Below are 13,169 nucleotides of genomic sequence, written 5' to 3' on the forward strand. Positions count from 1 at the left end.
GGCCACGAGGGGGCGGTCGCGTGGCGCGTTTCCTTGAGCAGCCCTGAAATTGGTGGGCAGATTACGTGGTCGGCGCGCGTTTGGGTCGCCAATCGAGGCAAAATCAGACCGATGCACTCGGCGCAATTGATCCGTTGCGGTCCCCCGCGTCGCCCTGCAATCCTGCGTGGCGTTTTCGCCACGGGCGGGGCGCAAACGGTGCTACAATCGGCAACGATCCATGCAGCTATTTCGGCTGCATTTGTCTTGCTGCACCTTGATTCGCGCTGCGCTTCGCGCGCGCCCCCACAGGCTCAAAACATGCTTTTCCCGTCCGCACGAACTACGACCCGGAACTTTCGCCCCATGTCGCGTTAGTTTTTTCGTGCGTCGGGTTTCACCGTGTCAGGTCAGCGGTAGGACTCATCAAGACAATCAAATGAACGCGGCTTTGAAGCCGCGTTTTTCGTTTCTGTTTTCGTTTTTCAGTTCCAAGAACCCCAGGAAGCACTCCCGATGGTACAGATCACATTGCCCGATGGTTCGCAGCGCCAATTTCCGGGACCGGTCACGGTCGCCGACGTGGCGCAATCGATCGGTACGGGCCTGGCGAAGGCTGCCCTGGGCGGCCGCGTGACGTTCGACGGCGCCGAATCCAAGCTCGTCGACACCAGTTTCCGCATCGCGCAAGACGCCCGTCTGGCCATCGTGACGGCCAAGGACGCGGACGGCCTGGATCTGATCCGCCACTCGACGGCTCACCTGCTGGCCTACGCCGTCAAAGAACTCTTCCCGGACGCCCAGGTCACCATCGGCCCCGTGATCGACAACGGCTTCTACTACGACTTCTCGTACAAGCGCCCCTTCACGCCCGAAGACCTGACCGCCATCGAAAAGAAGATGGCCGAACTGGCCAAGAAGGACGAAGTCGTCACGCGCGAAGAATGGTCGCGCGACGACGCCGTCGAATTCTTCAAGGGCATCGGCGAAAAGTACAAGGCGGAAATCATCGCCTCGATTCCGTCCAACGAGACGCTCAGCCTGTACCGCGAAGGCGACTTCATCGACCTGTGCCGCGGCCCGCACGTGCCGTCCACCGGCAAGCTCAAGGTCTTCAAGCTGATGAAGGTGGCCGGCGCCTACTGGCGCGGCGACAGCAAGAACGAGATGCTCCAGCGCATCTACGGCACCGCCTGGGCGACCAAGGAAGAACAGGAAGCCTACCTGCACATGCTCGAAGAGGCCGAACGCCGCGACCACCGCAAGATCGGCCGCGAACTCGACCTGTTCCACTTCCAGGACGAAGCCCCGGGCCTGATCTTCTGGCACCCCAAGGGCTGGACCCTGTGGCAGCAGGTCGAGCAGTACATGCGCAGCGTGTACCGCGACAACGGCTACCAGGAAGTCAAGGCGCCGCAGATTCTGGATATTTCGCTCTGGAAGAAGACGGGCCACTGGGACAACTACCGTGAAAACATGTTCACGACCGAGTCCGAAAACCGCGTCTATGGCCTGAAGCCGATGAACTGCCCGGGCCACGTGCAGATCTTCAATGCGGGCCTGCACTCCTACCGCGAACTGCCCCTGCGCTACGGCGAATTCGGCCAATGCCACCGCAACGAGCCCTCCGGCTCGCTGCACGGCATGATGCGCGTGCGCGGCTTTACGCAGGACGACGGTCACATCTTCTGTACCGAAGAGCAACTGCAGGACGAATGCGCCGATTTCACGGCGCTGCTGCAGAAGGTCTACCGCGATTTCGGCTTTACCGAAGTCCTGTACAAGGTCGCTACCCGCCCTGAAAAGCGGATCGGCACGGACGAAGTCTGGGATACGGCTGAAGCCGCCCTGATGGAAAGCCTGCGCCGCACGGGCTGCGAATTCGAAATCTCGCCGGGCGAGGGCGCCTTCTACGGCCCGAAGGTCGAATACACCCTCAAGGACGCCATCGGCCGTCACTGGCAGTGCGGCACGATTCAGGTCGACTTCTCCATGCCCGTGCGCCTGGGCGCCGAGTACGTGGACCAGAACGACCAGCGCCGCCCGCCCGTCATGCTGCACCGCGCGATCCTCGGTTCGCTCGAGCGCTTCATCGGCATGTTGATCGAAAACCACGCCGGCGCCATGCCGCCGTGGCTGGCGCCCGTGCAAGCAGTTGTGTGCTGCATTTCCGAACCTTCGGCCGATTATGCGGCGCAAATCACGCAAAGCCTGAAAAAACAAGGCTTTAGAGTCGAGTCCGATTTGCGCGGTGAAAAAATCACTCGTAAAATCCGGGAACACAGCCTGCAAAAGGTGCCGTACATTCTTGTCGTCGGCGACAAGGAAAAGCAAAACGGCACTGTTGCCGTACGCGGACTGGGCGGCCTGGACCTTGGCGCCATCCCCTTCGACGACTTCGTTTCCCGGTTGTCCGACGACGTGGCCGCCCGCCGCGACGTCCAACCGACTTGATAGCAGCGCTGCTTAACATTTCTAGGAGCTTTCAACATCGCCACTGAAAAAGCCAATCGCATCAACGGTGAAATCCGCGTCCCCGAGGTGCGCCTGATAGGTCTGGACGGAGAACAGCTGGGCATCGTCAAGATTGCCGACGCCTTCCGTCTTTCCGAGCAAAACGACGTGGATCTGGTGGAAATCGCGCCGAACGCCGAGCCCCCGGTCTGCCGTTTGATGGACTACGGCAAGTTCAAGTACCAAGAGCAAAAGCGCCAGGCCGAAGCCCGCTCCAAGCAAAAGGTCATCCAGGTCAAGGAAGTCAAGTTCCGCCCGGCGACCGACGAGGGCGACTATCAGGTCAAGCTGCGCAACCTGCGCCGCTTCCTCGAGGAAGGCGACAAGGCCAAGGTCACGCTGCGCTTCCGCGGCCGCGAAATGGCTCACCAGGAACTTGGCATGCGCGTCCTTGAGCGCGTGCGCGACGATCTCCTGGAGCTTGCCCAGGTCGAAGCCATGCCCAAGCTCGAAGGCCGTCAGATGGTCATGGTGCTGTCGCCGAAAAAGAAGGCTGTGCCTGCAGGCAAGCCTGAATCGGCAGCCTGAGTCCCAGCCGTACCGACAGGCAGGGCCCAGCCGCCCATTCCTGCAACCCGCCGTGTCCGTCTCGTGACCGGCGGGTTCGCTTATTGGCTGGCTCTACGCTACGATGTCACAAAGCCTAGCCGCCTTCCCAGCAGGGGAGGCGGCGTCCGTTCAGGGTGTCGCGATGCACGTTTTGTTCGTTTTGGATCCCTTGCCGCTGCTCAAGGCGTACAAGGATAGTTCGGTCGCCATGATGCGTGCCCTCGTGGCGCGCGGCCATACGCTCAGCGTGGCCATGCAGGGCGACCTCTACATCGAGGCGGGCGTCGTCAAGGCGCAGACCACCCCGATCGAGCTCGTCGCCGATGCCGACCTGCACGGCCACGACTGGTGGCGCGAATCCACCCCTCAGGATCTGCCACTGGCGGATTTTGGCGCGGTCGTGATGCGCAAAGACCCCCCGTTCGACATGGAATACGTGTATTCCACGCATCTGCTCGAATATGCCGAGGCGCAGGGTGCCTGCGTGTTCAACGGCGGCGCGGCCATCCGCAACCACCCGGAAAAACTGGCCATCACCGAGATCAGCGAGTTCACCGCCCCGACGCTGGTGACCCGCAACATGGCTCGCCTCAAGGCGTTCCATGACAAGCACCAGGATGTCATCGTCAAGCCGCTGGACGGCATGGGCGGCACGGGCGTGTTCCGCCTGCAGCCCAAGGACCCCAACCTGAACGCCATCCTGGAAACGCTGACCGACAACGGCGCGCGCACCATCATGGCGCAGCGCTTCATTCCGGACATCGTCAAGGGCGACAAGCGCATCCTGCTGATCGGCGGTGAACCCGTGCCGTATTCGCTCGCGCGCATCCCGTTGGCAGGCGAAACGCGCGGCAATCTGGCCGCCGGCGGCCGCGGCGTCGCCCAGGAACTCTCCCCCCGGGACCGCCAGATCGCCGAAGCCGTGGCGCCCAAGCTGGCCGCCCGCGGCTTGCTTCTGGTTGGCCTGGACGTCATCGGCGACTTCGTCACCGAAGTCAACGTCACCAGCCCCACCTGTTTCGTCGAAATTGCCGAGCAGACCGGGTTCGATGTGGCCGGCATGTTCGTGCAGGCGCTCGAGAAAGCGGTGGCGGCCAAGGCTGCAGGCGCTGCCGCCGTTGCAGCCTGATTTTCCGGAACCGACATGACCACGGGTATTGTGATCGTCGTGCATGCGCCCCTGGGCGCCGCAATGCGCGAATGCGCGAGCCACGTCATGGGCGATCTGGACGGCATGCTGGCTATTCACGACATCCAGCCCGAAGATCAGCCGGACGACCTGGCGCCGGATGTCCTGAAAGACATCCTCGAACAGGACCACGGCGCGGGCGTGCTGGTGCTGACCGACCTGATCGGCGCCACCCCCGCCAATATTTCCAAGCGCGCGGTCGCCGACGCACAGGCCCAGGGCATCCAGTGCTGTGTGCTCGCGGGTCTCAACACCCCGATGCTGTTGCGCGCGTTGACCTACCGCAACCTGCCATTGGCTGAAACCCGCGAAAAGGCGCTTGCCGGCGGCGTGCAAGGTGTCTTGCGGGTAGACTGACGGGCAGAAAATTGCCCTATTATGTCGGCTATTATTTCAAGCCGACGATCGGTTCGACGATTGGCTGCGATCAACACTGCGGCATGGTCCGCGGTCACCATCTTTCCTATGCCTAATACTGACATTGTCATCAGCAACAAACTGGGATTGCACGCTCGGGCCGCGGCCAAGCTGACGCAGCTTGCCAGCAAGTTTTCCAGCGAAATCTTCATTTCGCGCGGTGCGCAGCGCGTGAACGCCAAGAGCATCATGGGCGTCATGATGCTGGCGGCCGGTCTGGGCGTCACGGTCAAGCTCGAGGCCTCCGGCAGCGATGCCGAGCAGGCCTTGTCCGAAATCGAAACTCTGTTCGACAGCAAATTCGGTGAGCAGGAATAAAACGTCTTCTGAAGCTGCCGGCCCGGCTCGGGCCGGTTCGCCTGCACCCGCGACCGGCGCGCCCGCTGCTGGCGCGCCTCACGGGGCTGGCTCTGCCAGCCCCGTTGTGTGTCTGTACGGCAAAGGCGTCGCCAAGGGGTACGCCATCGGCCGCGCCGTGGTCATGGGCGCTGCCGCCCTTGAAGTGGCGCACTACCGAATCTCGCCTGAAGACGTGCCCGCCGAGAGCGCACGCCTGACCGAAGCGCTGGCGTCGGCGCAGCAGGAACTGCTGCAACTGGCCGACACGCTTCCGGCCGACGCGCCGCGCGAACTGGGCGCGATGCTCAATGTGCACAGCCTGCTCCTGGGCGATCCGCTTCTGGCCGAACAGACGCTTGCCCTGATCGCCGACCGTCACTACAACGCCGAATGGGCGCTGACCACGCAGGGCCAGATCCTGGGGCAGCAGTTCGACGCCATGGAAGACGAGTACCTGCGCGAGCGCGGGGCGGATGTGCGACAGGTGATCGAGCGCGTGCTGCACGTCCTGGCCGGCACGTCGGCGATCCTGCCCGACATGTCCCACATGGGCGGCGACGATGCCCTGGTGGTGGTGGCGCACGATATCTCTCCCGCCGACATGCTGCGCCTGCGCGGCGGCCGGTTCGCCGCCTTCGTCACCGACCTGGGCGGCCCGACGTCTCACACCGCGATCGTGGCGCGCAGCATGGGCGTGCCCGCCGTGGTCGCCATGGGCAACGTGCGCGAGCTCGTTCGCGACGGCGACATGCTGATCATCGACGGCTCGGTCGGGGCGGTGGTGGTCAACCCGTCCGACCGCATCCTCCAGGAATACCGCCGCCGCCAGGCCGCGTACGCAGACGAGCGCGCCGAGCTCAGCCTCCTGCGCGACGAGCCCTCCGTCACGCTGGACGGCATCGACATCGTGCTGCACGCCAACATCGAGCTGCCGGACGAAGCCGCGCTGGCGCTGGCGTCCGGCGCGCACGGCATCGGGCTCTTTCGCAGCGAATTCCTCTTCATGGGCCGGCCAGACCTGCCCGGCGAAGAAGAGCAGTACGAGGCCTATGCGTCAGTCGTCAAGGTGATGGCCGGCCGTCCGGTCACGATCCGAACGCTGGACATCGGCTCGGACAAGACGCTGGACGGCGAGGCCACCGTGGCCACCAACCCCGCTCTGGGACAGCGCGCCATCCGCTATTGCCTGGCGCGTCCCGAGATGTTCGCGACTCAGCTGCGCGCCATCCTCAGGGCGTCCGCCCACGGCCCGGTGCGCCTCTTGATCCCGATGATCGCGCACATGCACGAAGTCGTGGCTGCCAAGGCCGCCATCGAATCCGCCCGCCGCGAACTCGATGCCCGTGGCCAGGCCTATGCGCCACACATGGAAGTGGGGGCGATGGTCGAGGTGCCCGCGATCGCCATCGCGATCGAACCCTTTGCCCAGGCGCTGGATTTCCTGTCCATCGGCACCAACGACCTGATCCAGTACACGCTTGCCATCGACCGGGGCGACCACGACGTGGCGTCGCTGTACGATCCGCTGCATCCGGCGGTGCTGCGCCTGGTCGCCAACACCATCAATGCGGGCGAACGCGCGGGCAAGCCGGTTGCCGTCTGCGGCGAAATGGCGGGCGATTCGCGCATGACGCGCCTGCTGCTTGGCCTGGGCCTGACCGAGTTCTCCATGCACCCGCAGCAGCTCCTGGACGTGAAACGCGAGGTGCGCCGCGCGCATTCCAACGCGCTCCGCATCAAGGTGGCCTCGGCGCTGAACCGCGCCTTGCCCGTCGACCTGGACGCCCTCGGCCCGGCTTGATTCGTCCTTCGCGGCAGTGACTGAACCGGGTGTCAGACACCCGTGGAGTCGACCGCAAGCAGACGACCCTTTCCGCCGGGTGACTGACACGCTCCCAAGCAAGCTGACAAAAAAAGAGCCCTTCACGATGAAGGGCTCTTTCATTTTCCATCCCCCCCCCCGCCGCAGGGCGCGGCGGGAGAGTCGCAGCAGCTTAGCTGTGATAGGCGGATTCGCCGTGGCTGGTGACGTCCAGGCCTTCGCGCTCCTGGTCTTCCGGTACACGCAGACCGCACAGGGCGTTGGCGATCTTGTAGGCAATCCATGCCACCACGCCAGACCACACGACCGTCAGCAGGACACCTTCGAGCTGCACCCACAGTTGGTGGGCGATCATGCCGGGCTCGGCCAGGCCGGGGCCGCCGAAGACCTGCGCGTTGAACACGCCGGTGAGCAGGGCGCCGACAATGCCGCCCACGCCGTGGATGCCGAACACGTCCAGCGCATCGTCAGCACGCAGCAGGCGCTTCAGGCCATTCACGCCCCAGACGCAGACCACGCCGGCAACCACGCCGATGATCAGGGCGCCCACCGGACCGACAAGGCCGGCGGCGGGAGTGATGCCGACCAGGCCGGCGATGGCGCCCGACGCGGCGCCCAGCATCGAGGGCTTGCCCTTGATGGCCCATTCCGTGAACAGCCAGGCCAGGACGGCGCCCGCCGTGGCGATCATGGTGTTGAAGAAGGCCAGGGTGGCGTTCTCGTTGGCGGCCAGCGCCGAACCCGCGTTGAAGCCGAACCAGCCCACCCACAGCAGGGCGGCGCCGACGAACGTCATCGGCAAGTTGTGCGGCTGCATGGCTTCGCGGCCGTAGCCCACGCGCTTGCCGACCACGTAGGCGCCGACCAGGCCAGCCACGCCGGCGTTGATGTGCACCACGGTGCCGCCGGCGAAGTCCAGCGCGCCTTGGGCATTCAACAGGCCCGGCGCGGTTTCAGAGGCGAACCACACCATGTGCGCAATGGGGATGTAGGCGAACGTGAACCAGATCACCGTGAACACCAGCACGGCCGAAAAGCGGGCGCGCTCGGCAAAGCTGCCGACCACCAGGGCGCAGGTGATGCCGGCGAACGTGGCCTGGAACGAGGCGAACAGCAGCTCGGTCAGGGTGTTCGACATGGCGTACGTGCCGTCTGCCGGGTTGAACATGCCAGAGAAGAAGGCGCGCGAGAGGCCGCCGAAGAAGGCGTTGCCCTCGGTGAACGCGAGGGAGTATCCATAGATGAACCAGAGAACCAGGCCCAGCACGAACGTGCACAACACTTGCAGCAAGACGGACAGCACGTTTTTGCTGCGCACCAGGCCGGCGTAGAACATGGCCAGGCCGGGTACGGCCATCATCAATACAAGCAGGGTAGAGACGAGCAACCAGGAGATATCTGCTTTATCCATTTTCAGGCTCCATTGAGGCTTTATTTATTTACAGCGCAGCTTCGCCGGCTTCGCCAGTTCTGATACGGATGACTTGTTCAAGGGGGGCGGCGAAGATCTTGCCGTCGCCGATCTTGCCGGTGCGGGCGGCTTGTTCGATCGCTTCGATGACCTGATCGACAAGGTGATCGGGCACGGCGGCCTCGACCCGCAGCTTGGGCAGGAAGTCCACGGCGTATTCCGCGCCGCGATAGAGTTCGGTGTGGCCCTTCTGGCGGCCAAAGCCTTTGACTTCGGTAACGGTCAGGCCCTGGACCCCGATCCCGGACAGAGCCACCCGCACTTCGTCGAGCTTGAAGGGCTTGATGATGGCGATGATGAGTTTCATGGCATTTCCTCTCATGGTTGCACGCACCCTGGTTAAAGCAATATCCGTGCCATGTTGGACAGCGCCGGGGATGGCCGGGAAAGGCGCAAATGTTGTGCGGGAAGGCACCATCATGGTGCGCAATGCACCGTGGAGCGGCCTCTTTTTGGTGCGCAACAATGGGTATCCCCGCCATGCAACCAGATGTATGCCGCACGAAGGATTTGTAGCCATTTAATGCGGACATGTCGGGCACGTCCGCGTGCGTGCCGCCGCATCCGCCGGTGCGTGGCGCCGGCTGCGCAGGCCGCTCAGCGTTACCGGCTGCGGCTCCGCGCATGCAGCGCGGGTTTCGCGGGCGGCCGCGTTTGCCCCAAAGCGCCTCAAATTGGGGTGCGAGCCTGATACGAGGGTTTACACCGATCGGCTTGTTGGCAGGGGTGGGGTCGAGAAGAATCGAAATCAGGACGTGTATCGGGCAAATGACCGATGCACAGCGCGGTCTCAGCGACCGGCGGCAAGGCTAGTGGTGTTGGTAGGGGGTTGCCGTCAGGCAGCCCGGTTTTCTCCTGTGCTTTGAAGGGCGGTCACCGCATGCGGCCCGCCCTTTTTTTTGCGGCGGCGCAAGCGGCGCGGCCTGAACCCGGCGACCAACGCACTACACTTGAGGCATCCGGAACATCGAGAGGCAACTATGAACAATCGCACCCAGTGGATGGAAGACCTTCAGAAGAACATTTCCGACCTGATCGCGCGCAGCCCGGCGGCTGACGTCGAGCGCAATGTGCGCGCCATGATGACGCAGGCGTTTTCCAAGCTGGATCTGGTCACCCGCGAAGAGTTCGACGTGCAGGCGGATCTGCTTGCCCGCACGCGCGCCCGCGTCGATCAACTGGCTGCCCAGGTGCAGCAGATGGAACAGCGTCTGACCGGGCTGGACAAGGGGCCGGCCACGGGGCTGGACAAGTAAGCAAGCCCCGCGCGCCCGCTTTGCGCGGGCCCTGCGCGAGATCGTTTTGTCACGGCAGCTTCCCGCGGCCGTTTGTTTTTTGCGGATACTGGCGGCCCGAACCATCCGGAGACCGTCGTGACGCTTGCCGTACTTGCCAGCCGGGCCCTTTGCGGCATGCATGCCCATGCGGTCCGCGTGGAAACGCACCTGGGACCCGGGCTGCCCGGTTTCAACGTCGTCGGGCTGGTCGACACCGAAGTCCGGGAAAGCCGCGAGCGGGTCCGCGCGGCCATCATCAACAGCGGTTTTGAATTTCCGGCGGGGCGCATCACCGTCAACCTATCGCCGGCCGACATGCCCAAGGAGTCCGGCCGCTTCGATCTGCCGATTGCGTTGGGGGTGCTGCTGGCGTCCGGGCAGTTGGCTGCCCCCGCGCAAGACAGCGCGCCGGCCGGCGCACCGGATCCCGCGCTGGCCGGGCTGGTGCTTGCAGGCGAACTTTCCCTCACCGGGGCACTTGTGCCCGTCGCTGCGCCGCTGGTGATCGCCCTGAGCGTCGCCCGGGACGCGCCCGACGCCACGCTTATCCTGCCAGCCGGCAGCGCCGAGCAGGCCGCCTGGGTTCCCGGCTTGCGTGTGCTGTCGGCCCGCTGCCTGGCGGACGTGGCAGCCCACGCAGCTGGCGCCTGCCTGCTTCCCAATGCCGTGCCCGCGCCGTGGCCGCCCGCCGCGTCCGTCCCCTGTCTGTCGGATGTGCGGGGCCAGCCGGGCGCGCGGCGGGCGCTTGAAGTCGCGGCGGCGGGCGGCCACAGCCTGTTGATGCTGGGGCCGCCCGGTGCGGGCAAGAGCATGCTGGCCGCACGCCTGCCGGGCCTGCTGCCGCCGCTGGAGCGCAATCAGGCGCTCGAGGCGGCGGCCGTGGCGACGATGGCCGGAATGCCCGATACGCTCACCGGGCAGCCGCCGTTCAGGGCGCCGCACCATTCGGCGTCGGTAGCCGCGCTGGTCGGCGGCGGCGGACGCCCGCGGCCCGGTGAAATCAGTCTGGCGCATCACGGCGTGCTGTTCCTGGACGAGCTTCCGGAATTCAGCCGCCGCTCGCTCGAGGCGCTGCGAGAGCCGCTGGAGGCGGGCAGGGTGGTCATTTCGCGGGCATTGCACGCCGCGCAGTTTCCGGCCCGTTTTCAGCTCGTGGCCGCCATGAATCCCTGTCCTTGCGGCTGGCGGGGCCATCCGGCGCGCACGTGCGCCTGCACGCCGGATCAGGTGACGCGTTATGCGGGCAAGATATCGGGACCGCTACTGGACCGGATCGATCTGCATGTGGCCCTGCCGCCGTCCGACCCCGCCTGGATGACCGCGCCGCCCGGCGAATCGTCGCAAGCCGTCCGCGAGCGCGTGGTCCGCTGCCGTGAACGCCAGATGGCCCGCCAGGGCAAGATCAACGCCGGGCTGGCCGGGGCCGAGCTGGACGAATTCTGCGTGATGGATGCCGATGCCCAGACGCTGCTGCAGCAGGCCATGCGCCGCCTGACAGGCTCGGCGCGGGCGATGCACCGGGCGCTGCGCGTGGCCCGCACGATCGCGGATCTGGACGGCCAGGCGGTGCTGGCGGCCAGTCATGTCGCCCAGGCGGTGCAGTACCGGCGTACGGGGGTATGATCCCCGGGCGGCGTCGGCCCTGCGATCCCGTTGTTCCGGGCGTACGCGCTGACTCGACAAAGTCCGGGAAATCACCATATAATCAAAGGCTTTTCCGGATGTGGGTCAGTTTTGTCCGCCTTCGGGAAACAATCGCGAAACCGCCTGGCCGGCTGCTTTATCGAATGGATGCATTTCGTTCGGAGCCGGCTTTTCAGATTTCGCGAACCCCCCAGAAGTGGCAACAGGTCTACAAGTTTTGGCGTCTTTGGCGCCAAGCACCTGGCGTCATGTAAATCAACAATGCGTGTTTTAGTTTAGGGAATCATCATGCCCAAGATGAAAACCAAGAAAAGCGCCTCCAAGCGCTTTAAGGTGCGCGGCAGCGGCTCCATCAAGCGTGGTCAGGCGTTCAAGCGTCACATCCTGACCAAGAAGACCACCAAGGCCAAGCGTCAATTGCGCGGCTCTGCGGCGGTTCATGACTCCAACGTGGCCTCCGTCAAGGCCATGATGCCTTTCGCTTGATCTAAGGGAGATCTACTATGCCTCGCGTCAAACGCGGCGTAACTGCCCGCGCACGTCACAAGAAAGTCATTGCCGCCGCCAAGGGTTACCGTGGCCGCCGCGGTAATGTGTTCCGTATTGCCAAGCAAGCAGTCATGCGCGCTGGCCAATACGCCTACCGCGACCGCCGCAACAAGAAGCGTACGTTCCGCGCTCTGTGGATCACGCGTATCAACGCGGCCGTCCGTGAGCATGGCGTCAGCTACAGCGTGTTCATCGCTGGCCTGAAGAAGGCTTCGATCGAACTCGACCGCAAGGTCCTGGCCGATCTGGCCGTGCGCGACAAGGCCGGTTTTGCCGCCATCGTGCAGCAAGCCAAGGCTGCCTTGGCTGCCTGATCGCGCGCTTTAACTCATCGCGCATCGCTGCAAACGGGGCTGTAATGGCCCCGTTTGCGTTTTGAAGGCTGGATTTCATGACTCGATTGGTTGACGACCTGGTAGCCCAGGCGCAAGAACGGTTCGCCGCGGCTACGGATGCCGCCGCGCTTGAGAACGCAAAAGCTCGCTTCCTGGGCAAGGAAGGCGCCTTGACGGTGCTGCTCAAAGGCCTGGGCAAGCTCGATCCCGAGCAGAAGCGAGAGGCCGGCGCACGAATCAACCAGGCCAAGCAGAAGATCGAAGAGCTTCTGACCTCGCGCCGTGCCGAACTGGCGCAGGCGGAGCTGGATGCCCGCCTGGCATCCGAAACCATTGACGTCACCCTCCCGGGCCGCGGTCGCGCGCCGGGCGGTATCCATCCGGTGATCCGGACCTGGGAACGCGTGGAAGAAATCTTCCGTTCCATTGGCTTTGACGTGGCCGACGGCCCCGAAGTGGAAAACGACTGGACCAATTTCACCGCATTGAACAACCCGCTGGACCATCCGGCGCGTTCGATGCAGGACACGTTCTACGTCGACATGAACGACGCGGACGGTCTGCCGCTGCTGCTGCGCACGCACACCAGCCCCATGCAGGTGCGTTATGCCCGCATGCACAAGCCGCCCATCAAGGTCATCGCGCCCGGGCGCACCTATCGCGTCGACAGCGACGCCACGCACTCGCCCATGTTCCACCAGGTGGAAGGGCTCTGGATCGCCGAGGACATTTCGTTTGCCGACCTGAAGGGCGTGTACACCGATTTCCTGCGTTGCTTCTTTGAAAGCGACGATCTGGTCGTGCGATTCCGCCCGTCGTTCTTCCCGTTCACGGAACCGTCCGCCGAGATCGACATGATGTTCACGTCGGGTCCCAACCGCGGCCGCTGGCTGGAGATCTCCGGTTCCGGCCAGGTGCATCCGCAGGTGGTGCGCAATTTCGGGCTGGATCCCGAGCGCTACATCGGCTTTGCCTTCGGCTCCGGGCTCGAGCGCCTGACGATGTTGCGCTACGGCGTCAACGATCTGCGCCAGTTCTACGAAGGCGATTTGCGCTTCCTGCGCCAGTTCAACGAATAACAGAC

13 protein-coding genes are annotated in these 13,169 nt (G+C 64.4%); 11 read left to right on the forward strand and 2 right to left on the reverse strand.

The window, feature by feature from the left end; translation table 11 throughout:
- Positions 1-495: 495 nt before the first annotated feature.
- The 6 genes from thrS to ptsP all read left to right on the forward strand — a co-directional run bounded on the left by thrS (position 496) and on the right by ptsP (position 6,788).
- The gene (gene thrS, locus ASD87_RS00770) at positions 496-2,433 is read left to right on the forward strand and encodes a threonine--tRNA ligase (RefSeq protein WP_056315874.1); all 1,938 of its coding nucleotides are present in this window, start codon (positions 496-498) and stop codon (positions 2,431-2,433) included.
- Between the two features lie 36 nt (positions 2,434-2,469).
- A complete protein-coding gene (infC, locus tag ASD87_RS00775; protein WP_082586164.1) occupies positions 2,470-3,021 on the forward strand; it encodes a translation initiation factor IF-3 in 552 nt (183 codons plus the stop codon).
- 163 nt (positions 3,022-3,184) lie between these two features.
- Entirely contained in the window at positions 3,185-4,171 is a 987-nt protein-coding gene (gene gshB / locus ASD87_RS00780) for a glutathione synthase (protein WP_056315880.1), read from the forward strand.
- A gap of 15 nt (positions 4,172-4,186) precedes the next feature.
- Positions 4,187-4,588, forward strand: a complete 402-nt coding sequence (locus ASD87_RS00785; RefSeq protein ID WP_056315884.1) for a PTS sugar transporter subunit IIA — start codon at positions 4,187-4,189, stop codon at positions 4,586-4,588.
- Between the two features lie 108 nt (positions 4,589-4,696).
- Complete coding sequence (locus tag ASD87_RS00790) at positions 4,697-4,966, forward strand: HPr family phosphocarrier protein (RefSeq protein WP_006387993.1); 270 nt, start codon at positions 4,697-4,699, stop codon at positions 4,964-4,966.
- 112 nt (positions 4,967-5,078) lie between these two features.
- The gene (gene ptsP / locus ASD87_RS00795; RefSeq protein WP_056318605.1) at positions 5,079-6,788 is read left to right on the forward strand and encodes a phosphoenolpyruvate--protein phosphotransferase; all 1,710 of its coding nucleotides are present in this window, start codon (positions 5,079-5,081) and stop codon (positions 6,786-6,788) included.
- 193 nt (positions 6,789-6,981) lie between these two features.
- Here the strand turns inward: ptsP and amt are convergent, their stop codons facing one another.
- Together amt and ASD87_RS00805 are read right to left on the reverse strand one after the other, a co-directional pair.
- Positions 6,982-8,220 carry an ammonium transporter gene (gene amt / locus ASD87_RS00800; RefSeq protein WP_056315887.1) on the reverse strand — a complete coding sequence of 413 codons (1,239 nt, stop codon included), beginning with the start codon at positions 8,218-8,220 and terminating at the stop codon, positions 6,982-6,984.
- Between the two features lie 28 nt (positions 8,221-8,248).
- On the reverse strand, positions 8,249-8,587 hold the full coding sequence (locus tag ASD87_RS00805) for a P-II family nitrogen regulator (protein ID WP_006218735.1): 339 nt from the start codon (positions 8,585-8,587) through the stop codon (positions 8,249-8,251).
- A gap of 673 nt (positions 8,588-9,260) precedes the next feature.
- Here ASD87_RS00805 and ASD87_RS00810 point away from each other — a divergent pair.
- The 5 genes from ASD87_RS00810 to pheS all read left to right on the forward strand — a co-directional run bounded on the left by ASD87_RS00810 (position 9,261) and on the right by pheS (position 13,164).
- A complete protein-coding gene (locus ASD87_RS00810; protein ID WP_056315890.1) occupies positions 9,261-9,536 on the forward strand; it encodes an accessory factor UbiK family protein in 276 nt (91 codons plus the stop codon).
- A gap of 117 nt (positions 9,537-9,653) precedes the next feature.
- On the forward strand, positions 9,654-11,180 hold the full coding sequence (locus tag ASD87_RS00815) for a YifB family Mg chelatase-like AAA ATPase (RefSeq protein WP_056315892.1): 1,527 nt from the start codon (positions 9,654-9,656) through the stop codon (positions 11,178-11,180).
- 309 nt (positions 11,181-11,489) lie between these two features.
- Entirely contained in the window at positions 11,490-11,687 is a 198-nt protein-coding gene (gene rpmI, locus ASD87_RS00820) for a 50S ribosomal protein L35 (protein ID WP_008159912.1), read from the forward strand.
- 17 nt (positions 11,688-11,704) lie between these two features.
- A complete protein-coding gene (gene rplT / locus ASD87_RS00825; protein WP_006218741.1) occupies positions 11,705-12,064 on the forward strand; it encodes a 50S ribosomal protein L20 in 360 nt (119 codons plus the stop codon).
- 77 nt (positions 12,065-12,141) lie between these two features.
- Positions 12,142-13,164 carry a phenylalanine--tRNA ligase subunit alpha gene (gene pheS, locus ASD87_RS00830; RefSeq protein WP_056315894.1) on the forward strand — a complete coding sequence of 341 codons (1,023 nt, stop codon included), beginning with the start codon at positions 12,142-12,144 and terminating at the stop codon, positions 13,162-13,164.
- Positions 13,165-13,169 lie beyond the last annotated feature (5 nt).

Origin of the sequence: Achromobacter sp. Root170, from assembly GCF_001428165.1 — a bacterium.
Lineage (GTDB): Bacteria > Pseudomonadota > Gammaproteobacteria > Burkholderiales > Burkholderiaceae_B > Achromobacter > Achromobacter mucicolens.

What these genes read in the sequence shown, in the direction of transcription:
- ASD87_RS00805 (WP_006218735.1), bottom strand. Translation starts at nt 8,587, where the DNA reads ATGAAACTCATCATCGCCATCATCAAGCCCTTCAAGCTCGACGAAGTG.
- ASD87_RS00785 (WP_056315884.1), top strand. Translation starts at nt 4,187, where the DNA reads ATGACCACGGGTATTGTGATCGTCGTGCATGCGCCCCTGGGCGCCGCA.
- ASD87_RS00790 (WP_006387993.1), top strand. Translation starts at nt 4,697, where the DNA reads ATGCCTAATACTGACATTGTCATCAGCAACAAACTGGGATTGCACGCT.
- gshB (WP_056315880.1), top strand. Translation starts at nt 3,185, where the DNA reads ATGCACGTTTTGTTCGTTTTGGATCCCTTGCCGCTGCTCAAGGCGTAC.
- ASD87_RS00810 (WP_056315890.1), top strand. Translation starts at nt 9,261, where the DNA reads ATGAACAATCGCACCCAGTGGATGGAAGACCTTCAGAAGAACATTTCC.
- rplT (WP_006218741.1), top strand. Translation starts at nt 11,705, where the DNA reads ATGCCTCGCGTCAAACGCGGCGTAACTGCCCGCGCACGTCACAAGAAA.
- pheS (WP_056315894.1), top strand. Translation starts at nt 12,142, where the DNA reads ATGACTCGATTGGTTGACGACCTGGTAGCCCAGGCGCAAGAACGGTTC.
- amt (WP_056315887.1), bottom strand. Translation starts at nt 8,220, where the DNA reads ATGGATAAAGCAGATATCTCCTGGTTGCTCGTCTCTACCCTGCTTGTA.
- thrS (WP_056315874.1), top strand. Translation starts at nt 496, where the DNA reads ATGGTACAGATCACATTGCCCGATGGTTCGCAGCGCCAATTTCCGGGA.
- rpmI (WP_008159912.1), top strand. Translation starts at nt 11,490, where the DNA reads ATGCCCAAGATGAAAACCAAGAAAAGCGCCTCCAAGCGCTTTAAGGTG.